The sequence below is a fragment of the Corynebacterium intestinale genome (assembly GCF_023574125.1).
GTDB lineage: Bacteria > Actinomycetota > Actinomycetes > Mycobacteriales > Mycobacteriaceae > Corynebacterium > Corynebacterium hesseae.
Genome location: NZ_JAMKFF010000004.1, coordinates 124,623 through 145,431, shown reverse-complemented (window position 1 = coordinate 145,431; position 20,809 = coordinate 124,623). Strand labels below are relative to the sequence as shown.

The 20,809-nt window shown below is 63.3% G+C and carries 19 protein-coding genes; 2 read left to right on the top strand and 17 right to left on the bottom strand.

Annotation, left to right across the window (positions count from 1 at the left end; translation table 11 throughout):
* Positions 1 to 9 precede the first annotated feature (9 nt).
* The 10 genes from M5J06_RS06410 to M5J06_RS06365 all read right to left on the bottom strand — a co-directional run bounded on the left by M5J06_RS06410 (position 10) and on the right by M5J06_RS06365 (position 11,741).
* Complete coding sequence (locus M5J06_RS06410; RefSeq protein ID WP_250224236.1) at positions 10 to 930, bottom strand: cutinase family protein; 921 nt, start codon at positions 928 to 930, stop codon at positions 10 to 12.
* Between the two features lie 184 nt (positions 931 to 1,114).
* Positions 1,115 to 2,383 carry a glutamate-5-semialdehyde dehydrogenase gene (locus tag M5J06_RS06405; protein WP_250224235.1) on the bottom strand — a complete coding sequence of 423 codons (1,269 nt, stop codon included), beginning with the start codon at positions 2,381 to 2,383 and terminating at the stop codon, positions 1,115 to 1,117.
* A 76-nt stretch (positions 2,384 to 2,459) separates the two neighbouring features.
* A complete protein-coding gene (locus tag M5J06_RS06400; RefSeq protein WP_070525723.1) occupies positions 2,460 to 2,966 on the bottom strand; it encodes a DUF1707 SHOCT-like domain-containing protein in 507 nt (168 codons plus the stop codon).
* Positions 2,966 to 3,871: a D-isomer specific 2-hydroxyacid dehydrogenase family protein gene (locus M5J06_RS06395; RefSeq protein WP_250224234.1), complete on the bottom strand. Its 906-nt coding sequence runs from the start codon at positions 3,869 to 3,871 to the stop codon at positions 2,966 to 2,968. The genes M5J06_RS06400 and M5J06_RS06395 overlap by 1 nt, the downstream gene beginning before the upstream one ends.
* 15 nt (positions 3,872 to 3,886) lie before the next feature.
* The gene (locus M5J06_RS06390) at positions 3,887 to 4,816 is read right to left on the bottom strand and encodes a D-isomer specific 2-hydroxyacid dehydrogenase family protein (protein ID WP_250224233.1); all 930 of its coding nucleotides are present in this window, start codon (positions 4,814 to 4,816) and stop codon (positions 3,887 to 3,889) included.
* On the bottom strand, positions 4,816 to 6,048 hold the full coding sequence (proB, locus tag M5J06_RS06385; RefSeq protein ID WP_070564657.1) for a glutamate 5-kinase: 1,233 nt from the start codon (positions 6,046 to 6,048) through the stop codon (positions 4,816 to 4,818). Before proB ends, M5J06_RS06390 begins: the two co-directional genes overlap by 1 nt.
* Positions 6,049 to 6,067: 19 nt before the next feature.
* Positions 6,068 to 7,597, bottom strand: a complete 1,530-nt coding sequence (obgE, locus tag M5J06_RS06380; protein ID WP_250224232.1) for a GTPase ObgE — start codon at positions 7,595 to 7,597, stop codon at positions 6,068 to 6,070.
* Between the two features lie 159 nt (positions 7,598 to 7,756).
* Complete coding sequence (rpmA, locus tag M5J06_RS06375; RefSeq protein WP_070597445.1) at positions 7,757 to 8,035, bottom strand: 50S ribosomal protein L27; 279 nt, start codon at positions 8,033 to 8,035, stop codon at positions 7,757 to 7,759.
* 43 nt (positions 8,036 to 8,078) lie between these two features.
* Complete coding sequence (gene rplU / locus M5J06_RS06370; RefSeq protein WP_010190885.1) at positions 8,079 to 8,384, bottom strand: 50S ribosomal protein L21; 306 nt, start codon at positions 8,382 to 8,384, stop codon at positions 8,079 to 8,081.
* 201 nt (positions 8,385 to 8,585) lie between these two features.
* The gene (locus M5J06_RS06365; protein WP_250224231.1) at positions 8,586 to 11,741 is read right to left on the bottom strand and encodes a translation initiation factor IF-2 N-terminal domain-containing protein; all 3,156 of its coding nucleotides are present in this window, start codon (positions 11,739 to 11,741) and stop codon (positions 8,586 to 8,588) included.
* 158 nt (positions 11,742 to 11,899) lie between these two features.
* Between M5J06_RS06365 and M5J06_RS06360 the strand changes: the two genes are divergently transcribed.
* On the top strand, positions 11,900 to 12,703 hold the full coding sequence (locus tag M5J06_RS06360) for a hypothetical protein (RefSeq protein ID WP_154762210.1): 804 nt from the start codon (positions 11,900 to 11,902) through the stop codon (positions 12,701 to 12,703).
* Here the strand turns inward: M5J06_RS06360 and arsB are convergent.
* Positions 12,700 to 13,764 (bottom strand): ACR3 family arsenite efflux transporter, encoded by a 1,065-nt coding sequence (arsB, locus tag M5J06_RS06355; protein ID WP_250224230.1) that lies wholly within the window; start codon positions 13,762 to 13,764, stop codon positions 12,700 to 12,702. The two genes, M5J06_RS06360 and arsB, sit on opposite strands and share 4 nt — an antisense overlap.
* 113 nt (positions 13,765 to 13,877) lie before the next feature.
* Between arsB and M5J06_RS06350 the strand changes: the two genes are divergently transcribed.
* A complete protein-coding gene (locus tag M5J06_RS06350) occupies positions 13,878 to 14,228 on the top strand; it encodes an ArsR/SmtB family transcription factor (RefSeq protein ID WP_250224229.1) in 351 nt (116 codons plus the stop codon).
* Positions 14,229 to 14,365: 137 nt separating this feature from the next.
* Here the strand turns inward: M5J06_RS06350 and ndk are convergent, their stop codons facing one another.
* Genes ndk through M5J06_RS06320 form a run of 6 tightly spaced genes read right to left on the bottom strand, consistent with a single transcriptional unit; the run spans position 14,366 to position 20,757 of the window.
* Positions 14,366 to 14,776: a nucleoside-diphosphate kinase gene (gene ndk / locus M5J06_RS06345; RefSeq protein WP_250224228.1), complete on the bottom strand. Its 411-nt coding sequence runs from the start codon at positions 14,774 to 14,776 to the stop codon at positions 14,366 to 14,368.
* Between the two features lie 59 nt (positions 14,777 to 14,835).
* Positions 14,836 to 15,147, bottom strand: coding sequence for a hypothetical protein (locus M5J06_RS06340; protein WP_070519479.1), 312 nt, complete (start codon positions 15,145 to 15,147; stop codon positions 14,836 to 14,838).
* A gap of 5 nt (positions 15,148 to 15,152) precedes the next feature.
* The gene (locus M5J06_RS06335) at positions 15,153 to 16,037 is read right to left on the bottom strand and encodes an alpha/beta hydrolase (RefSeq protein WP_250224227.1); all 885 of its coding nucleotides are present in this window, start codon (positions 16,035 to 16,037) and stop codon (positions 15,153 to 15,155) included.
* Between the two features lie 9 nt (positions 16,038 to 16,046).
* On the bottom strand, positions 16,047 to 16,493 hold the full coding sequence (locus M5J06_RS06330; RefSeq protein WP_250224226.1) for a DUF4233 domain-containing protein: 447 nt from the start codon (positions 16,491 to 16,493) through the stop codon (positions 16,047 to 16,049).
* Positions 16,490 to 18,019, bottom strand: coding sequence for a bifunctional tetrahydrofolate synthase/dihydrofolate synthase (folC, locus tag M5J06_RS06325; protein ID WP_250224225.1), 1,530 nt, complete (start codon positions 18,017 to 18,019; stop codon positions 16,490 to 16,492). The genes M5J06_RS06330 and folC overlap by 4 nt, the downstream gene beginning before the upstream one ends.
* On the bottom strand, positions 18,019 to 20,757 hold the full coding sequence (locus M5J06_RS06320) for a valine--tRNA ligase (RefSeq protein ID WP_250224224.1): 2,739 nt from the start codon (positions 20,755 to 20,757) through the stop codon (positions 18,019 to 18,021). Before M5J06_RS06320 ends, folC begins: the two co-directional genes overlap by 1 nt.
* Positions 20,758 to 20,809 lie beyond the last annotated feature (52 nt).

The following is a 20,809-nucleotide window of genomic DNA, read 5'->3' as shown; positions in this document are numbered from 1 at the left end:
CTTTCCTGTTTAGCGGAAACGAACGCCATCTACCATGTGGCCGATGGAATCGTAGACCTGGTTATCCCACTGGTGGTTGGTGAAGAAGTACTGGCCATGGGAGCCGCCGGTGGGCTTGGCGGCGTAGAGGGTCTGGGCGGAGAGGTCGCACACGGCGTCGAGCGGCAGGCAGTAGTCCACGCGGCTGACGTTGGCGCGCATCTGCGGGAAGTAGCCCATCGGGCCGCCGGCGCCCTGGGTTGCGCCGACGACGGCCGGGTCCCCGGCGCGGGTCAGCGGGTTACCAAAGGTCACGACGCCAGCGAGCTGACCGCGGCGAGCCAGTTCCACCTCGTGGTTGGACAGGATCATGGCGCCCTGGGAGTAGCCAGACAGGATGTATTGCGGGTGGCAACCGGTGGCGGCTTCATAGCTGTTGATCGCGCTGGTCACGCCACGATTGCCGGTCTGCACGGAGTACATGAACTGGTTGATGGCGGAGACTGCGGTGTTGATGACCGGGTTGGCGTACTGCGTGGCCAGGCGCACGAGGTCAGCCGCGGTGTTCGGAACCGTCTCGTTCGGAACAGAGTATTCCGGGTAGGTCGCCGGATAGTACTGCGGCTCCAGCCCCAGCACGTAGACGTCCTTCATCAGCGAATTTCCGCCGTGAGTGGCCTGGTAGCGTGCCTCGGCGCCCTGCAGCATGGCGCGGATGGATTCGCCCTCCCATCCATTGGAGGCGCGGCCGCCCTGGTTCGAATACTGCGTGGGGTAGACCTGACCGTTTTGGCCGGAGCCGCGCGCGGCGACGACGACCACTGCGGGGCACTGTTCGTCAGCGTGCGCGGCGGGTGCGGAGATGGTTTGCGGGACAATGAAGGCGGACACGGCCATGACGGCGGCGGCCACGGAGGAAGCAATGCGGGACAGCATGGGAGAAGGCACCATTCAGTTCTTTGTTATTACCGCGCTTTAGAATACCCAGTGCTCCCCCGGCGCGCAGCACGAACCCCGCGCAAGGCAGACAATCTACTCGAAAAGTTTTCGAGTAGATTGCTTTGCGCAGGTCAACCTCGAAAAATTCTTTTCGAGTAGCTTTCGAGTACCTTTCGAGTAGCTTTTCTAGCTGTCCCTAGGGGCGGGTCTGGCCGGTGCCCTGCAGCACCCACTTGGTGGACGTTAGCTCCGGCAGCGCCATCGGGCCGCGCGCATGCAGCTTCTGGGTGGAGATGCCGATTTCGGCGCCCATGCCGTAGACCTCACCATCGGTAAACGCGGTGGAGGCGTTGAGCATGACCGCTGCGGCATCCACCTCGTTGGCGAAGGTCAGCAGCACGTCAGCATCCTGGGCCGCAATGGCCTCGGTGTGGCCGGTGGTGTACTCGGCAATGTGCGCGATGGCACCATCCACACCGTCGACCACCTTGGCGCAGATATCCATGGAGAGGAATTCCTCGCGCCATTCTTCGTCGGTAGCCTCCACGGCGTCCTTGACGCCAAAGGCTTCGAGTTCCTTCACGTCGCCGTGGATGGTGACCCCTGCCTCCTGAAGGGAGGTGATGATGCGGAGCTTGGAGGCGTCGTCAAACGCAGCGTCGATCAGCACGCACTCCGTCGAGTTACACACAGAGGGACGGCGGGTCTTGCCGTTGATCACCATGTCGATGGCCTTGTCCAGGTCAGCGGAGGCATCGACGTAGAAGTGGCAATTGCCGGTACCGGTCTCGATAGCGGGGACGGTGGCGTTTTCCACGACGGCGTTGATAAGGCGCGCGCCGCCACGCGGGATGACCAGGTCCACCAGGCCGCGGGCAGTGATGAGATCCTGCACAGAATCGTGGGTCTCACAGGGCAGAAGCTGCACGCCCTCGCGCGGCAGATCGAACTCCGCGAGCGTGTCCTGGAGGAGCTCAACGAGCTTGGCGTTGGAGTTCTTCGCGGACTTCGAGCCGCGCAACAGCGGCACGTTGCCGGACTTCAGGGCCAAGCCGAAAGCATCGACGGTGACGTTCGGGCGGGCCTCGTAAACCATGCCCATCACGCCGAGCGGTACGCGGACCTGCTTCATCTGGATGCCGTTATCCATGGTGCGGCCCTGCAGGATCTCCCCTACCGGGTCCTGGAGGGAGGCTACCTGGCGCAGGCCGCCGGCAATACCCTCGATGCGGGCGGAATCAAGCGACAAGCGGTCGATGAGGGATTCGGACATGCCATTGGCGCGGCCGGCCTCGATATCGAGCTGGTTCGCGGCGAGGATGTCCTCGGCGTGCGCGATGAGGTTTTCCGCGGCGCGGTTCAGGATTTCATTCTTGCGCGGGGTGGGCAGCTGCGCGAACTGCGGCGCCACCGCCTTGGCGGCGCGGGCTTTGGACAGAACTTCTTCACGTTCGGTGTTGCTCATGCCATACCAGCGTACGGAAGGTCTGCCCGCTTGTCAGGGATTCTGTGCAGCTATGGGTTCTTAATGAGCGCCAGTTTTAGGCCCCAAGTTCGCGGCGGCGCTCCGCCGCGGCACGCAGGCGCTCGGCGCGCTTTTTCTTTTCCCCTTCGGAAAGCTCATCGAAGAGTTCTTCATCCGACTCGCTGAACTTCAGTACCCCGCGCGCAGCCCAGGAAGCGAAGAACGCGATGACGGGCGAGATCCAGAAATAGCTCCAGTCGAAGACAAAAAGCCCAAGGAAGAGGGCGATCATCGCCACCGACCAGATGACGGAATCCACTATCTGCACCTTGCGCCCGCGGGAGAGCATATCCTCCAGCTCCGCCTCGTGGCGGGTGGCGGGTGCCGAAGCACGTGGGGTGGAAAGCTCCGGCAGGTCCGCAAAGAGCTTTTCGACGTCTCCGCGCGTGCGCGCCGCGGCAGCCTCGCCGGTGCGCTGCTCAAATTCATCGGGACCCAACGCACCGTTGACGAAGTGCTGGCTCAGTTGCTCCAGGGCCTCAGAGCGCTCCGCATCACCAACACGGATATCGGGGTTCTCCATTAATAACCTGCCTTCGGGTCAACCAGAGTAGGCAGCTTGTCCCCCGCCGCGAAAGCCTTGGCCACCTTGACGGTGTGCGCGCCAATCTTCTCGCGCACGGAGCGCTGCGTATTGGCAATGTGTGGGGTGATAACCACGCGCTTATCCTGCCACAGCGGGTGGTCCTCCGGCAGCGGTTCAGGGTCGGTGACGTCGAGTGCCGCACCCGCGATTTCGCCTGCCTCCAGTGCCGCGACGAGGTCCTCCGTCTTGATGAGCGGTCCGCGGCCCACGTTGACCACGACCGCGTGATCCGGCATCTGCTTAAATGCCTCCGCGTCCACCATGTGACGGGTCTCCGGGGTCAGCGGGGCGATGAGCACGAAGTAGTCTGCTTGCGGCCAGACCTTGTCGACCTGGGAAATCGGGTAAGTCTCCTCCGCGCCCTCGACCGGGTTGCCGGAGCGGTTGACCGCAATGATGCGCGGCCCAAAACCGGAGAGCATGCTGATCAGACGCTTGCCGATACCACCGGCGCCAATAATGGCCACCGTCTTGTCGTCGTAGAGGTAGGAAGTGTGCGCCTCCATCTCTGCATAGGAATCAAACGTGCCGTTGACGCGGCGGTGCGCATGTAGCTGCGCCAAAAGTAGCGCGATGGTGGATTCCGCCACCGTGTTGTCATAGACACCGGCCGCGTTCGACCACGGCACGCTGCTCCCCTTCATCACTTCAAGCACGTGGTCCACGCCCGCCGAAGGAATCTGCACGAAGCCAATATTCTCCGGCAGCGGGTCCGGGAAATCGCTGCCGTCGCCGGTGTAGATGAGGAAGGAGGCCTCATCTAGCGGGGCGCGCTCAAAGCCCGCGGCGTCAAGCACCTTGATGGTTTCCTCCCAGGGGTGCGGTTCGATGGCGTACTTCATGCATATCCTCCTTAACTAGTAGCCGGCGTCCGGGTCGACGCGCGTGGGCATGTCCTCGCCGCGCTCCCACGCGGCGGCGTTGGCATTGAAGATAGCACCCAGGTGGTACTGGGCCACGTGATCCGAGGCCGCCATGTGCGGCGTCAGCGTGGCGTTGGGTAGATCGTAGAGCGGGTGGCCATCCGGGAGCGGCTCCGGGTCCATGACCTCTAGGCCCGCGCCGGCAATCTCGCCGGAGCGCAGGGCCTCCACGAGATCGTCCGTGACCACGGTGCTGCCGCGGCCGACGTTGACGAATACCGCCGAAGGCTTCATGGCGCGGAACACCGCTGCGTCGAAGAAAGCTTCCGTGGCGGCCGTCGCCGGCAGGATGCTCACGACGAAATCCGCCTCAGACCAGGCCTCGTCGGCGCGCTCGATGGGCAACGTCACGTCCGCTCCCTCTACCGGGCGGCCCGAGCGGTTCACCGCGGTGATATGCACGCCGAAGGGCGCGAGGTAGGCCATGAGCTGCTTGCCGATGCCTCCCGCGCCAACGATGAGCACGCGCGTTGGCCCCTGCTGCTCATAGAGCCAAGCCTGGGATTCATCGAGCTCACGCGCCACCGACCAGGACTTCGCCAGCGCGAAAGCCTTGTGGTGGTGCGCCTGAGACAACATGAGTCCCAGCGCAGATTCCGCCACAGGCTTGGCAAAAGCACCGGCGGAGTTGCACCACGGCAGGCCATCGCGCCGGATGAGCCCGGCATCGATGTGGCGGTTAACCCCAGTGAAGCAGTACTGCACCCACTTGATGTTCTCCGGAATCTCCGGGGTCTGCGCCGGGTCCGAGGCGGTATTCACAAAGACCTCGGCTTCCGCCAAACTTTCGACGCGCTCGTGCCCGGCTGCGTCGATATCTGCCACGGTTGCAGCCCACACGTCGGGGCCCATGAAATAGCGCATTAAATACGGGAGGCGAAGTTGGACAGGTAGTCGGCATGGACAACCGGGCGGCGCATATCCTCCGGCAACTCATCGGTGTGCTTGCCCAGCAGGTTGTGCAGTGTGGTGGAGTCATAGCCCACCTCGCCGCGCCCGATGACCTGGCCCTTGGGCCCCATGATGTCCACGATCTCACCGGCGTTGAACTCGCCCTTAATGTCGGTAATGCCCACGGCCAGCAGGGAGTTTCCACCGCGGACCACGGCCTCCATGGCGCCCTCGTCCAGGCGCAGGGAGCCACCGGTATCCGCGCAGTACAGAGCCCAGAACTTCCACGCGGACAGGCGGCGTTCCTCACGGGTGTGGAAGACGGTGCCTACGGAGGCGTCGTCAAGCGCCTGCCCGATGTTATCCGCCGAGGTCAACAGCACCGGAATGCCGCCGCGCGTGGCCAGGCGGGCAGCGGAGACCTTCGTTGCCATGCCGCCGGTGCCGACCTTGCCGCCGTCGCCAGCAACGACTGCCTTGAGGTCCTTACCGGTGCGCACCTCCTCCACGAACTTGGCGTCCGGTTCGGCCGGGTTCTTGTCGTAGAGGCCGTCCACGTCAGAGAAAAGGAAGAGGGCATCCGCGCCGACCAGATTGGCCACGAGCGCAGAAAGGCGGTCGTTATCACCGAAGTGCATCTCGGAGGTGGCCACGGTGTCGTTCTCGTTGACGATGGGCACCGTGCGCATCTGGCGCAGACGGTCAATGGTGCGCTGGGCGTTGCGGGCGCGATCGCGCTTGCCGACGTCCGACGCGGTCAGCAGCACCTGGCCAATGGTGCGGTTATAGCGGGCAAAGGACACACCCCACTCGTAGGCGAGGTGCACCTGGCCCACCGCGGCGGCGGCCTGCTTGGTGGCCAGATCGGTGGGGCGGGTGGTCAGGCCCAGCGGGCCCATTCCGGCGGCCACGGCACCGGAGGAGACGATGATGATGTCGGAGACGTTCATGCGTGCGCAGACGGCGTCGACGATCTTGTCGATCTTCTCGGTGGAGGTCACGAAGTCATCGCGCGTTAGCGACGAGGATCCGATCTTGATGACGATGCGCTTGGCTTTAGAGATCTCCTCGCGCAGCGGCGAGGAGAAACCGCTGGATTTCTCCGATAACGTGGTGGTCTCCGGGTAGTCCACGTCCGGGGTCGGCCCCTCGAAGGGTTCGAGGGGGAGAGGATAGTCGAGCTGGTTGTCGTGTTCGGATGACATACCAGCTCAGTATACCGGGCTAACCCTGCCAGCGATCGCGGTTCGCGGACTCGCGAGTGACTTCCCCGTCCGTGCCAAAGTCGAACTCGTCCACGAGGCCGCGGCGCGCCTGGGAGGCGCGCTTGCGCTCGGCGGCGGAAACGCGGTCGGTGCCCATGAGGCGGCCGTCCTGTCCGCGGCCCGCATCAGTTGCGCGGCCACCGGCCATCGGCTCATACTCGAAGGTGATGTCCCCGATGGTGACCGGGCAGCCTTCCTCCGCGCCCTGGCGGTGCAGCTCTTCCTCGACTCCGGCCTTGGCCAGGCGGTCTGCGAGGTAGCCCACGGCCTCGTCGTTTTCGAAGTCAGTCTGGCGAATCCAGCGGTCGATCTTGTCGCCCTCGACGATGAATCCGCCCTCCACCTCGGGGTCGGGGCGGACGGTGAAGTCGGCGAAGGAGCCCTTCTTTTTCTTGCCCACGGACTTGGGCTGAATGATGGTGTGGTTATTGTCCACCGCCGCCTTGGGCTGTGACTTGCGGTGTTCCTTAACCATCTCCATCAGCTTGTACTTGAGGGGCTCTAGGCCCTTGCGCGCCACCGCGGAAATGATGAAGACCGGCCAGCCGTACTTCTCCTCGAGGTCTCCCTTGACGAATTCCGCGAGCTCCTCTGCCTCGGGAACATCCGCCTTGTTAAGGATGATGACGCGCGGGCGCTCGCGCAGGTCACCGAGGCCGGTGTCCTGCTCCAGCAGCTCTTGATACTTGGCCAGCTCGGTCTCGAGCGCCTCGATGTCGGAGAGCGGATCGCGGCCCGGCTCGATGGAAGCGGTATCCACCACGTGGGCGAGAACCGCTGTGCGCTCGATGTGGCGCAGGAAGTCGAGGCCTAGGCCCTTGCCTTCGGCAGCCCCCGGAATGAGGCCCGGGACATCCGCCATGGTGAAGGATTCGTAGCCCATGTCCACCACGCCTAGGTTGGGCTGGAGGGTAGTGAAGGGATAGTCACCGATCTTCGGCTTGGCTGCCGAAAGCACAGAGATGAGGGAGGACTTGCCTGCAGAGGGGAAACCGACGAGCCCAACGTCCGCCATGGACTTCAACTCGAGGATGAGGTCGCGCGCCTGGCCCGGCTCACCCTGCAGCGCAAAGCCCGGGGCCTTGCGGGCGGCCGAGGCTAGCGCTGCGTTTCCAAGTCCGCCGAAACCACCCTCCGCGGCCACGAAACGAGTGCCCGGGACTGTGAGATCCGCGAGCATCTCCCCGTCCTCGGTATAGACCACGGTGCCTTCAGGGACCTCGAGAATGAGGTCCTCGCCGCGCGCGCCGTTGCGCCAGTCACCGGCGCCGTTGCCGCCGCGGCCGGACTTCAGGTGCGGGCGGTAGTGGAAATCCATGAGGGTGTGGATCTGGGGTGAGACCTCCAGCAGGATGTCTCCGCCGTGGCCGCCGTTGCCGCCATCGGGCCCGCCGAGCGGCTTAAATTTTTCGCGGTGGACGGAGGCGCAGCCGTGTCCGCCATCGCCTGCCTGCAGGTGCAAGACCACTCGGTCAATGAATCGTGCCATGCCCGCTAGTCTAACGGTTCCTGGCATACCGTCCTAGTTGAGCACTGTCGTGGATCTGAAGCCAATGCCCCCTTGTTTTTCCACGCTCCCCCCACCACGCCGGCCGCGTGAAAACGACAAAATCCCGAGCGAAAAGCTCGGGATTACGCCATGAAGCTCTTAGGCAGTTGCTTCTGCAGCAACCTCTTCGGCCGGAACAATGTTGACCAGACGACGTCCACGCTTGACGCCGAACTCAACAGAGCCTGCCGCGAGAGCGAACAGGGTATCGTCGCCGCCGCGACCAACGTTCTCACCCGGGTGGAACTTGGTGCCGCGCTGACGCACGATGATCTCGCCGGCCTTAACCTGCTGACCACCGAAGCGCTTGACGCCGAGGCGCTTGGACTCGGAATCGCGACCGTTGCTGGAGCTGGAAGCACCCTTCTTGTGTGCCATGTGGTTTCCCCTCCTTCAGGGATGAATTAGAGCCGGTTAAGGCTTACTTGATACCGGTAATCTTCAGCGTGGTCACCGGCTGACGGTGACCAAGGCGACGCTTGTAACCAGTCTTGTTCTTGTACTTGAGGATGTCGATCTTCGGGCCCTTGCCCTGCTCGACAATTTCAGCGGAGACGGAGACCTTCTCCAGGTCTGCAGCCTTCGACTTGACGGTTGCGCCATCGACGAGCAGAACCGGGGTGAGAGCAACGGAGGAACCCGGCTCACCCTCGATCTTCTCGACCTTGACGAGGTCACCTTCAGCAACCTTGTACTGCTTTCCGCCGGTCTTGACGATCGCGTACATAGAGGGCTACCCCTTATCTAAACTCGGCTCGCTAGCAGCTGGGTGGTGCCGCTAACGAATGGACATTGGACATTGGCGTTTAGAACCACATCCGCGAGAGACGTGCGGGAACCGCAGCGCGTCCCATCAAGCGCATTCATGGTCTAAACAGCGACTGTCAAAGACTACCCCGTGAGGGGGCGAAAAGGCAAAACGCCTTTTCTAGCGCGACCTGCGCCGCGCTACTCGACGCCTCCCGCGCCCGCCCTTTCGCGCCTTCGACGCTGTGGTCTGTGCGGAAGACTCTCGCCGCTGCGCCTCGCTCCCCTGTCCGCGTTCATTCGGCCTCTGGGTGGCTTGGCTCTGCGCCATCTTGCGCACCACTCGGCGGCGGCCGCGGCTGCGGGTCGCGCGCACGCTCGTGTTCTCGCCCGACTCCGCGCCCTTGCGCTCAGCCTTGGCCTCCTTCTTAGAGGTGGCTAGTTGAGCGTCCTTGGCCGGAGCCTCGTCCTGCGCGAAGTCTTCACGCTTCGGGCGAATATCCGAGCGGGAGTTTCCGCGCGTGCGGCGCTTGCGGCGCGGTGACTTTTCAAAGGCTTCGACAGCCTCGTCATAGGTCTGCTCCGAGCGCTGCGTGGATGCCTTTTCCGCACCGGCGTGCTCATCGCGCTTGCCGTGCTTCGCGCGCGAGCCCTCGCTCGTCTCCTCGCGCTGTGGCTCCCGGAAGGTACGCGTTGCCCGGCGCGGCTTGCGCGAGCGCTTCGCCTTCGACTTCGGCTTCGAGCGCTTCGCGTCCAAGCTTTCCGCTACGGCATAGCCAATGGAGGCGCTATCCGGGGTATCCGGCTCGTCCTCGTCGACGACGACCACGTTGGCCACGAGCTCCTCCAAGGAGGACTCGTCGTCGCGCGTTGTGTCCTGTTCTGCGCCGTTTCCATGCTCGGCGGCTTCCTCCTCGTCGCGGTGCATGCGCACGGCAGCCGGGTGCTGCTTCGGATCGCGCTGCGGTGCGCGGCGCTCCTTGCGGCCACGGCGCTGCGGCTTCGAATTCTCTTCCTCGGCATCCTCATCAACCGGGTACTCGTGAATGATGATTCCCCGGCCATGGCAGGCCTCGCACTCGGTGGAGAAAGTCTCGATGAGGCCGGTGCCCACGCGCTTTCGCGTCATCTGCACCAGGCCCAGTGAGGTGACCTCAGAAACCTGGTGGCGCGTCCGGTCACGTCCCAGCGCTTCCTTGAGGCGGCGCAGCACAAGGTCCTGGTTTTCCGGCAGCACCATATCGATGAAGTCCACGACGATCATGCCGCCGATATCGCGCAGGCGCATTTGGCGCACGATCTCCTCGGCCGCCTCGAGGTTATTGCGGGTCACCGTCTCCTCGAGGTTGCCACCGGAGCCGGTGAATTTGCCCGTGTTGACGTCAATGACCGTCATGGCCTCAGTGCGGTCAATGACGAGGGTGCCGCCAGACGGCAGCCACACCTTACGACTCAGGGCCTTCTGCAGCTGCTCATCAATGCGGTAGGCGCTGAAGGCATCCTCGCCATCGTGGTCGCGGGCGTCATAGCGCACAACGCGGTCCGCCAAGTCATGCGCCATGGAGTCCACATAGGCGCTGACCGTGTTGTAGGAACGCTTGCCGTCCACAACCAAGGTGCTGAAGTCCTCGTTGAAAAGGTCGCGCACGACCTTGATGAGCAGGTCCGGCTCTTCGTACAAGGTGACCGGCTTGGCACCCTTCGTTGCCTTCTCGTGCGCGGCGCGGGCGCTAATGTCCTCCCACAGGGAGTGCAGGCGGTTGACGTCGGACGCGATGTCCTCCTCCGACACGTTCTCCGCTGCGGTACGGATGATGGCGCCGCCATCCCCCGGGATGACGCGCTCCAGAATCCCCTTGAGGCGCTTGCGCTCCGGCGCCGGCAGCTTGCGGGAAATACCCGCGCTGCGCCCGCCCGGCACATACACCAGGAAGCGGCCGGCCAAAGAAATCTGGGTGGTCAGGCGCGCGCCCTTGTGGCCGATGGGATCCTTGGCCACCTGAACTAGGACCTGATCACCGGACTTCAAGGCGTTTTCCACCTTGCGGCCGCGTCCGCCAATGCCCAATGCGCGCCAGTCGATGTCGCCCGCGTACAGCACGCCGTTTCGGCCCTGTCCGATATCGACGAAGGCTGCCTCCATCGAGGGCAGCACGTTTTGCACGCGGCCCAAGTAGATATTGCCAATTTGGGAGGGGTGCGTCTCCGTCGTGACGAAGTGCTCGACCAGGAGATCATCCTCCAGCACACCGACCTGGGTGATGATGCCCGCGCCGTCGGTGCGCTGCTTATCGCGCACCACCATGGTGCGCTCTACAGATTCGCGACGCGCGAGAAACTCCGCTTGGGAGACGATGTGCTGGCGCTCGCGGCCCTTCTCCCGCAGCTCCGCACGGCGGCGGCGCTGCGCCTCGATGCGGGTTGAGCCCTTGATGGCCTTCGGCGCGTCAATGTGCTCGACTTCCTCGCGGGCTGGCCCTCGGCTTTCCGCCCCGCGGCCGCGGGAGGTTCCGCGGCTACCGCGACGGCGACCACGCGGCTGGCTTACCGGCGCCGAATCTTCCTCGGTTTCTTCCTCGCGCTTTTCTGGCTTCTGGCACTTGGCCAGCGGAGTGATCTTCGGCGCCATGAAGACCGGCGCGAAGTCGTACACGTCCGGGTCTTCCTCAGCCATCGGGGTGATCAACGGGGTGAGGTCCTCGTCCTCGGCGCTATCACCGGCCTCGACGAGCGCCTCGTGCAGCATTTCGGCATCGACCTTGTCGACGATCTGCGAAATCTCGTTATCAACGTTCTTGCGCACGCGCTCACGCAGCTTTTCTTCTTCCTCGCTCAACTGCTCCGGCTGCTCCGGCTGCGCAGCAGGCTCTTCCGGTGTGGGTTCCCCTGCCTGCCCCTTCGGCTCAGCCTTCTTGCCTGCCTTGCTCACGCGCTTCGCCGCGCGCTTGGCGCGCTTCTTCTTCACGGTCTTCTCCGGCTTTTCTTCAGCCGGGGCTTCAGTAGTTTCTTCGACAGGTTCTTCGGGGGTCTGCGCAGCATCGGCCGTGGCTGCAGCCGGGTTGGCGTCCTCGGTGGCGGCCTGCTCGGGAGCTTCGGTGGCGGGCACGAGGACGTCGATAAGCTGGCCCACCTCTTCCGGCGTAAGTGTGGACTGTGCGGACTTCTTGATTCCCATCTCCGCGAACTGAGCCACCAATTCCTTGGAGGCCACGCCCACCTGCTTGGCCAAGGCATAAAGGCGAGTCTTGGGGGCGAGCGCTTCGCGGTCAATCCCCGCAACAGCCGCGGCCAACGTCGATTCAGTACGTTCTTCTTCTGTTTTCTTCTTGGATGCCATCAGTGGCTAATCTCCTGACGTTGTGCTCACCCCGGGCGCAGGTTGCCGCCACACGGTAGTGAGTCTTTGAAAAAAATTCTCATCATCTTTATTAAGTTGTCAGCGCCTTCTATTCTGGCACAGAGCTCGGCCTAGGCTCACATGTTAGTATCGCCGCTATGTCCGACAGCGCGCCCACAAACACACCCGTCGAGCGGAAAATACCTGTACACGCGCCACGCACTGTGGCGCAGGCGCGCGCCCGCAACGAGATTGCGCTGAGGGACATTGTGACCGTGGCCGTGCCCGCGGGCATCGCTTCCGGTCTTCGCGTCGTTGACTTCCCTTATCCCTACGCGGTCCCAGTCTACGCGGTGCTCATCATGGTGATGCTCTACGGCGCCATCCGCATCATTCGCAGCAAGCCAAAGTTCGTCCAAGCTGCGCAAGAAGAGTACCGGGCGGGCGATTACCCTCTTCTCGCCTACTTTCTACCGGTGCTTGCTATCTTCTCCCCTCTCATCACTGAGGGAATTCAGTCCACCGGGATTGTCGGCGATATATCGCTCAACCCTATCCTCGTAGCAGCGGGCCACACGACCTTTGCCATACCGGCGTTTATCATCGGTGGCCGCGCCTTCGGCACCACTGCCTTTCGCGTGGGCAAGCGCCGCATCAAAGCCATCACAGAAAAGGACAGCTTGGATGGCGTCACAGAGAAAAGCATTGCCGCCGTGGAGGATCACCCGGAGGCCCTCAGCGGACTGGTGGCGGCGGGCGCCGTTACCGGTAACACCATTTCCATCCCGGCATTGAGCAGGCTACTCGGCTACGAGGAGGGGCTCGAGGAGGAAATGCGCGAGCTCGAAAAGTCCGGCGTAGTGAAAATGTCTGGTTTTATTTATGGCAAGAACCAGCGGACCTTTAACATCACTCTGACCGAAGTTGGCGTGCGCAGCATGGACGCTGCACGCACGCGCTAGCGCGGAAGAGTGTCATCTCCCGGGAAGAGTTTCGGACCAATCCACAGCATGAAATAGACCAGACCAACGAGGACTGGAATTTCAACAAGGGGACCAATCGTTCCGGCAAGGGCTTGAGCAGACATCGCTCCGAAGGTGCCGATGGATACTGCAATGGCAAGTTCAAAGTTGTTTCCTGCTGCAGTGAACGCCACACTGGCAGACTGCGCGTAATTCATACCAACGGCCTTTGCCACGCCCAGCGACAATACAAGCATGCCCACGAAATAGATAACCAGCGGCACAGCCACGCGCGCTACCGTTACTGGCTGTTCCACAATGTGCTCGCCCTGCAGGGAGAAGAGCAACACAATTGTGTACAGCAGACCAATCATGGCCAGGGGCGATACGGCTGGGAGGAAGCGGTTCTCAAACCATTCCCGTCCTTTTACCTTTTCGCCCCACACGCGAGACAGCGCACCCAACAGGAACGGTATGCCCAAGAAGACGAGTACGGCCTTGACGATGGCCCAGAAGGAAAAGTCAGCGCTCGTCGTGTCCAAGCCCAGCCATCCGGGGAGGACGCGAAGGTAGAACCAGCCCAGAACACCAAACATAGCGACCTGGAAGATGGAGTTCAGGGCGACAAGCACAGCCGTTGCCTCGCGGTCAGCGCACGAGAGGTCCGACCACACAAGCACCATGGCAATACAGCGCGCAAGGCCCACAATGATGAGGCCGGTGCGCAGCTCCGGTTGGTCCGCCAAGAACAGCCACGCCAGGGTAAACATAAACGCGGGCCCCACCAGCCAGTTGAGGACGAGCGATACCGCCATGAGGCGGCCATCCGTGGCGATTTCCTTGGTCTTCTCGTAGCGAACCTTGGCCAAGGGTGGGTACATCATGACGAGGAGACCAATGGCGATCGGGATGGAAATCCCGCCGACTTCAACGGCGCCCAAGGCTTGGCCAATCCCGGGAATGAAGTGGCCAATGAGCAGTCCGGCGGCCATCGCCAAAATGATCCATACGGGTAAAAATCGGTCCAGAAAAGACAACGTCGGGCGCTGCGACACGGCCATGTCTCTCCCTCCTTCAACGTTGAACAAAGCATGATACGAACATGCAATGTACAGCACGTATTGATAGGCGTCAATATAACGTAGGGCGCAAGGATAACCCCTATACTGATCGCATGGCTTCCTCTTCCACGCCCGAGACCAGCGCGCCCGGCACTGAGTGTTGCTCCTTAAGCACGGGCCCGCTTAGCGACGCCGAGGCGACGCATTTTTCGCAGCAATTCAAAGTGCTGGCAGACCCAGCACGCCTGCGTCTTTTGTCCATCCTGTGTGATGAAGGCTGTGGGCCTATGAGCGTCACGGAACTCACCGAGCTCACTGCGCTGAGTCAACCCACGGTCTCCCACCACTTAGCACGCCTGCGGGAGGCCGGCTTGCTATCCAGACAGCAATGTGGCCGCACCGTCACCCACCAGGTGCACAAAGATGCATTTAGAGCATTGCGCACATTGCTCTCGTTCGACTAACCGGTACCCGATCGGATCTGCGCTCGAGCACGCAGGTCGGGGTTCAGCCCAGTAGCAGAAATGACAAAAGCCCGAGCAGTTCATTCATCTTCGTGAACTGCTCGGGCTTTATTGCGCGCTAGGCGCGGTGAACTTCTTTAGAGGTTCGGGAACCAGATGGAGATCTCGCGCTCAGCGGACTCCGGGGAGTCGGAACCGTGGACGACGTTCTCGCCAACGGTCAGAGCGAAGTCACCGCGGATGGTACCCGGGGTAGCCTTCTCCACCGGGTGGGTGCCACCGGCGAGCTGACGCCATGCAGCGATGGCGGACTCGCCCTCGACGATGCCAGCAACCAGCGGTGCGGAGGTGATGAAGTCAACGAGATCGCCGAAGAAAGGCTTATCCTCGTGCTCGGCGTAGTGCTTCTTTGCGGTCTCCTCGTCGGCGACGCGCAGATCCATGGCGACGAGCTTCAGGCCCTTGCGCTCGATGCGGGAGATGATCTCGCCCACGTGGCCGTTCTTCACGCCGTCCGGCTTGATGAGAATGAGTGTACGTTCAGTCATAGGGCACATAGTACAGAACAGGTGCTCCCGCGTCCCGACAGTGGGCCAATTATTAAGCGCTACGTGAGGCGGCGCACGATTTCCTCCGCGCGCTCATGGCTCGTGCCACGAAACCACATCTGTACTTGACGCACGGCCGTGCCGTATTGGCCGCTCTCCAGCAGGCCTTTCAGCTCCTCGCGGTGCCATTCTTCCAAATCCGCAAACTCCACCGGGCGCTCGTCGCGCTGCTGTTTGAGCACGCCGACGACGAGGAAGACGAAGGCCGGAATCAACAGCGCCAGTGGCAGCGCAAAACCGCCAAAATACAGCTTGGCCACGAGAGCAGCGATGCACAGCAGGGCGGACAGGCCGTAGAGAAGAAAGAGCATGCCGGCTAGTCTAGCGCGTTCAGCGTCGACTGCAGCCAGACGCGAGAGTTCATGAGCAGGCGCTTCGCCGCCGCAGTATAGGGAGCCCACAACTCGAAGGCGTGGACGCCGCCATCCACGACCTCGCACTGCGTGGGCACGCCTGCGGACTTCAGGCGCTCGGCGTAATCCACAATCTCGCCGTAGAAGAGCTCGCTGCTGCCCGCGTAAAGCCACGCCGGCGGTAGGCCAGACAGTTCCGCGCGGCGGCCGGGCACGGCATAGGGCGCGTCCGGCTTGCCGTTGGTGTAGTAGCGCCAGGCCTGCGCGTTGGAATCCGCATCCCAGATGGGGTTGCGGTCGGTGGACGCTGCGCGGTCATCCAGCATCGGACAAAATAGCCACTGCCCCGCCGGCTGGATTCCGCCTTCATCATAGAGGCGCTGGCACAGGGCGGCGGCGAGCCCTCCCCCGGCGCTTTGGCCGCCGATGACAATCCGATCCGGGCTAAAGCCCAGCTCCTCCGCGTGCGTGAGGAGCCAGTGGTGGGCCGAGTGGACGTCGTCAAGCGCGGCCGGATAGGGATTTTCCGGGGCATAGCGATAGCGCGGCGCGATGACGGTGACACCGACTTCCGCAGCGGTCTCTTTGAGGTGTTTGACGTCCTGGCGCGGATGGCCCATGAGCAGCCCTCCGCCATGGATCCACAGCACGGCGCCGCGTGGGTTCTCCGGGCTATAGATGGTCGCGCGGATTTCGGCGTTTCTCACCCGCTGCGTGCGCACGCCCTGGATATAGGGGGCGGGCCACAGCGCTGGAACTACACGCCCGGCGCGGCGAATCAGCGGGTTGGTTGGATCCCACAGGGAAATGAAGGCCGCTCCCGCGCGCAGCTCCGGCCGGATATACACCGCGGCGGCCTACTTCTCAGTCAGGTGCTGCGTAGTGAGGTAGCCGCGGTCCATGCGGGCAACGAGCACCGAGCGCATATACGCCGCCAGAGCCCAGAGAAGGGCGAAAATGATGAAGATCGTGGCCACGGACCAGTGGACCATGAAACCAAGAACAATGCCGATGACGTGGAACACGATCAATACCCCGACGACCCAGGGCTTGTTCATGAAGGGGAAGGACGCTAACAACAGCACCATAAATCCGATGACCACGCCATAGTTGAACGGGGTCCACAAGGTGCCGTCATACAGCTTGTACAGCATCGGCAGCGCCAAAACCAAGGTGATAAGTTCCAGCGTGAGGGAGCTGGCTACCACCATGCCGCCGAATTGCTTGAGGGGATCCTTGGTCGGCGCTTGGCCTAGTCCGAGCGGGCCAATCTCCTCCTCAGGAACAGGTTTGCGGGGGCTCATGCGGGCTCCTTTCCAAAGAGTGCGCGGGCATCACCTGCTGTGACTACAGAGCCAGTGATCACGATGCCGGATCCGGACTGCACGTCGGCCTCCTCCGCCAATTCCACAGCCTGGGTATAGGCGCTGGGCAGTTCGGGCTCGACGTACACGCGCTCTTCGCCGAAGATATCGCGGGCCAGCTCCGCCAGCTCATAGGCATCGCGGGCGCGCGGAGAGGTGTTCTGCGTGATCACGACTTCCGTAAGAACGGATTCCAAGGCCGTGAGAATGCCGGCGGCGTCCTTGTCGGCGAAGATGGACACCACGCCGATGAGGCGGGCAAAGTCGAAGTCACGGTCGAGCGCTGCGGCTAGGGCCTTGGCACCATGCGGGTTGTGGCAGGCGTCCAAGAACGTGGTGGGGCTGGTGCGCACGCGCTCCAAGCGTCCGGGGGAAATGGCCTTGGCAAAGCCGGTGCGCACGGAGGCGATGTCGAGCTGATTGCCTGACGACGCCCCGAAGAAAGCCTCCACCGCCGCCAAGGCGACGGCCGCGTTCTTGGCTTGGTGCTCGCCGTGCAGCGGCAGGAAGATGTCCTCATAGAGGCCGCCGAGACCTTGGATGGTGAGCTGCTGGCCGCCGACGGCAATGCGGGATTCCAGCGCGGCGAACTCGGAGCCCGCGCGCGCTACGCCGGCGCCGACGTCGACGGTGCGCTGCAGCAGCACACGCATGGCCTCCGGCTCCTGCTCGGCGATGATAGCGATGTTCTCCCCCGGCGTGAGCACGTCGTCGGCATCGTGCTCGCGGGCTTTGATGATGCCGGCCTTTTCACCGGCGATCTCGGTGATGGTGTCACCGAGGTAATCCGTGTGGTCGAGACCCACCGGCATGACCACGGCTACCTCCGCGTTGACCACGTTCGTGGCATCCCACGTGCCGCCAAGGCCAACCTCGACCACGGCGACGTCGATGGGCGCATCGGCGAAGGCCGCGTAGGAAATACCCACCAGCACCTCGAAGGTGGACATGGGGATGTCGGAGCGGGAATCCACCATTTCCACATAGGGCTTGATTTCGCGCCAAATGCGCACGAAGTCGCGCGGGTGGATGGGGTGGCCGTCGATGCCGATGCGCTCGGTGACTAGCTGCAAGTGCGGGCTGGTCACTAGGCCTACGCGGCGGTGGAAGGAGCGCAGCAGCGAATCGATCATGCGCGCGGTCGAGGACTTGCCGTTGGTGCCTGCAACCTGGATGACGTGGAAGGAACGCTCCGGGTTGCCCAAGAGATCCATGAGCATCTCGATGCGCTCGAGGCTGGGCTCAATGATAGTCTCCGGGGCACGCGCGTTGAGCTCCGCGGTCACCTGAGCCAGCTCCGCGAGCTCCTCCGGCGTGGCCTGCTCGGGCGCTGCCTCCTCGTAGTCATCCTCGCCGCCGAGGTTGAGCGTTAGGCCGGAGTCGGTGATTTCGACCGGCCCGCCATCGGTGCCCTCCGCGAGGGCATCGACGACCTCAAATTCCTCGCGGTCTTTCTCCCCCGCCACTACTTGAGCCCCTCCAGACGTGCGGTGATGCGCTCGACTTCTTCCTGAGCCACCTGCTGGCGCACGCGGATCTTCTCCACGACGGCCTCCGGCGCCTTGGACAGGAAGGCCTCGTTACCCAGCTTCTTGCCGGTCTGGTCCAGCTCCTTCTGGGCCTTGGCCAGATCCTTCTCCAGGCGCTTGCGCTCTGCGGCGACGTCGACGGCGCCGGAGGTGTCCAGGGTGACCTCGACGGTGGCCTGGGACAGGCGCACCTCGATGGAGGCGGACGCGGTGAAGTCCTCACCCGGCTCGGTGGTGTTGGCCAGGTTGCGGATGAGCCCTTCCTGCTCCTGCAGGTCGGCCGCGGCGAAGTCGAGGCGGCCCGGGACCTTCTGGGAAGGCTTGACACCCTGGTCGGAGCGGAAGCGGCGCAGCTCGGTGATGAGCTTGTCTGCGTCCTGAATGCGGCGGGCGGCGACCTCGTCCTTCTCGGCGCCGCCGTTGGTGTGCTCCTGGGTAGGCCACTGCGCGGTGACGATGGTCTCCCCGCCGGTCAGGGCCTTCCACAGGACCTCGGTGACGAACGGCATGGTCGGGTGCAGCAGGCGCAGAACCAGGTCGAGCACGCGGCCCAGGACGATCTGGGTCGTGCGTCCGGTGGCCTGCTCCTCGGCGCTCGCCGCATCGAAGTCGCGCGGGATCTGGGTCTTGGCAATCTCCAGGTACCAGTCACACAGCTCATCCCACACGAAGTGGTAGAGCAGCTCGTTGGCCTTGGCAAACTGGTAATCATCCAGGTAGGCGTCCACCTTGGCGCGGACCTCTTCGGAGCGGTCGAGGATCCAGCGGTCGGCGTCGGTCAGCGCGTCGCGTGCCGGCAGCTCAGCCACGCCCGCACCGTTCATGAGCGCGAACTTGGTGGCGTTGAAGAGCTTGGTGGCAAAGTTGCGGCCGGCAGCAGCGGCGTCGACAGCCAGCGGCAGATCCACGCCCGGGTTCGCGCCGCGGGCCAGGGTGAAACGCAGTGCGTCCGCGCCATAGTCGTGCACCCAATCCATCGGGTCGATGCCGTTGCCCAAGGACTTCGACATCTTGCGTCCCTGCTCATCGCGCACGAGGCCGTGCAGGTAGATATCCGTGAACGGAACCTGCGGGCGGCCGTCCTTACCCTCACCGAGCAACTCCGGAGTGTGGGCGCCGGCGAAGGTGCCGAACATCATCATGCGGGCGACCCAGAAGAAGAGGATGTCATAGGCGGTGACCAACACGTTCGTGGGGAAGAACTTCTCCAGATCGGCGGTCTTTTCCGGCCAGCCCATCGTGGAGAAGGGCCACAGCGCGGAGGAGAACCAGGTGTCCAGAACGTCCGGGTCCTGGACGTAGCCTTCTGGGGCTTCCTCGTCGGGGCCGACGCAGACGATATCTCGCTGGCCGTCCTCGCCCTCCGGGCCGTACCAGATCGGGATGCGGTGGCCCCACCACAGCTGGCGGGAGATGCACCAATCGTGCATGTCATCGACCCACTCGAAGTAGCGCGGCTCCAGGGACTTCGGGTGGATGGTGGTATCGCCCTCGCGGACGGCATCACCGGACATCTTCGCCATCTTCTCCACGGCCACGAACCACTGCAGGCTCAGGCGCGGCTCGATGGGCTCGCCGGAACGCTCCGAGTGGCCCACGGAGTGGACGTAGGGGCGAATCTCCTTGACAATGCGGCCCTGCTCGCGCAGCGCCTCGCGGATCTCCACGCGGGCTTCCTCGCGGGTCAGGCCATCGAACTTCGTGCCGGTGTTCGCGATGTGGCCGGTGGTGTCCATGATGGTGGGCATGTCCAGGTCGTGGCGCAGGCCCATGGCGTAGTCATTCGGATCGTGCGCCGGGGTGATCTTCACGGCACCGGTGCCGAATTCCATGTCCACATAATCATCGGCGATGATCTTCAGGCTCAAATCATCGCGGAAGGGGTGCGGCAGCTCCTTACCCACCAGGTGGGCGTAACGCTCGTCATCGGGGTGGACGGCGATGGCGACGTCACCCAGCATCGTCTCCACACGGGTGGTGGCGACGATGAGGTGCGGTTCGTCGTCGTTCAGCGAGCCATAACGAATGGACACGAGCTCGCCCTCGACGTCCTTGTACACGACCTCGATATCGGACACCGCGGTCTCCAGCACCGGGGACCAGTTGACCAGACGGTTAGCCTGGTAGATCATGCCCTCGTCGTAGAGGGTCTTGAAGATGGTCTGCACGGCGCGGGAGAGGCCATCATCCAGGGTGAAGCGCTCGCGGGACCAGTCCACCGAGTCACCGATGGCGCGCATCTGGTTCTGGATGGTGCCACCGAATTCTTCCTTCCACTCCCAGACCTTGTTGATAAATTCCTCGCGCTCATAGTCCCAGCGCTTCTTGCCCTCCTGCTCACGCAGGCGGGCCTCCACCTTGGTCTGGGTAGCGATACCGGCATGGTCAGCGCCCGGCAGCCACAGGGTGGCATAGCCCTGCATGCGCTTGCGGCGAATGATGGAGTCGATCAGAGTGTGGTCCAGGGCGTGGCCCATGTGCAGCTGGCCGGTGACGTTCGGCGGCGGCAGCACGATGGAATAAGGCTCCGCCTCCGAGGAAGCATCCGGGGTGAAGTAACCGGCGCTTACCCAGCCTTCGTAGAGGTCTTTCTCTACTGCCTGCGGCTCCCAGGACTTGGGAAGCTGGTCCGCGCGGTTGGTGCCAACGAGTTGCTCTTTATTCTGATCAGTCACCTGGCCAACTCTACCCTGTGCGTCAACTGGCACCAGCGCCGTGTCTAGAGTA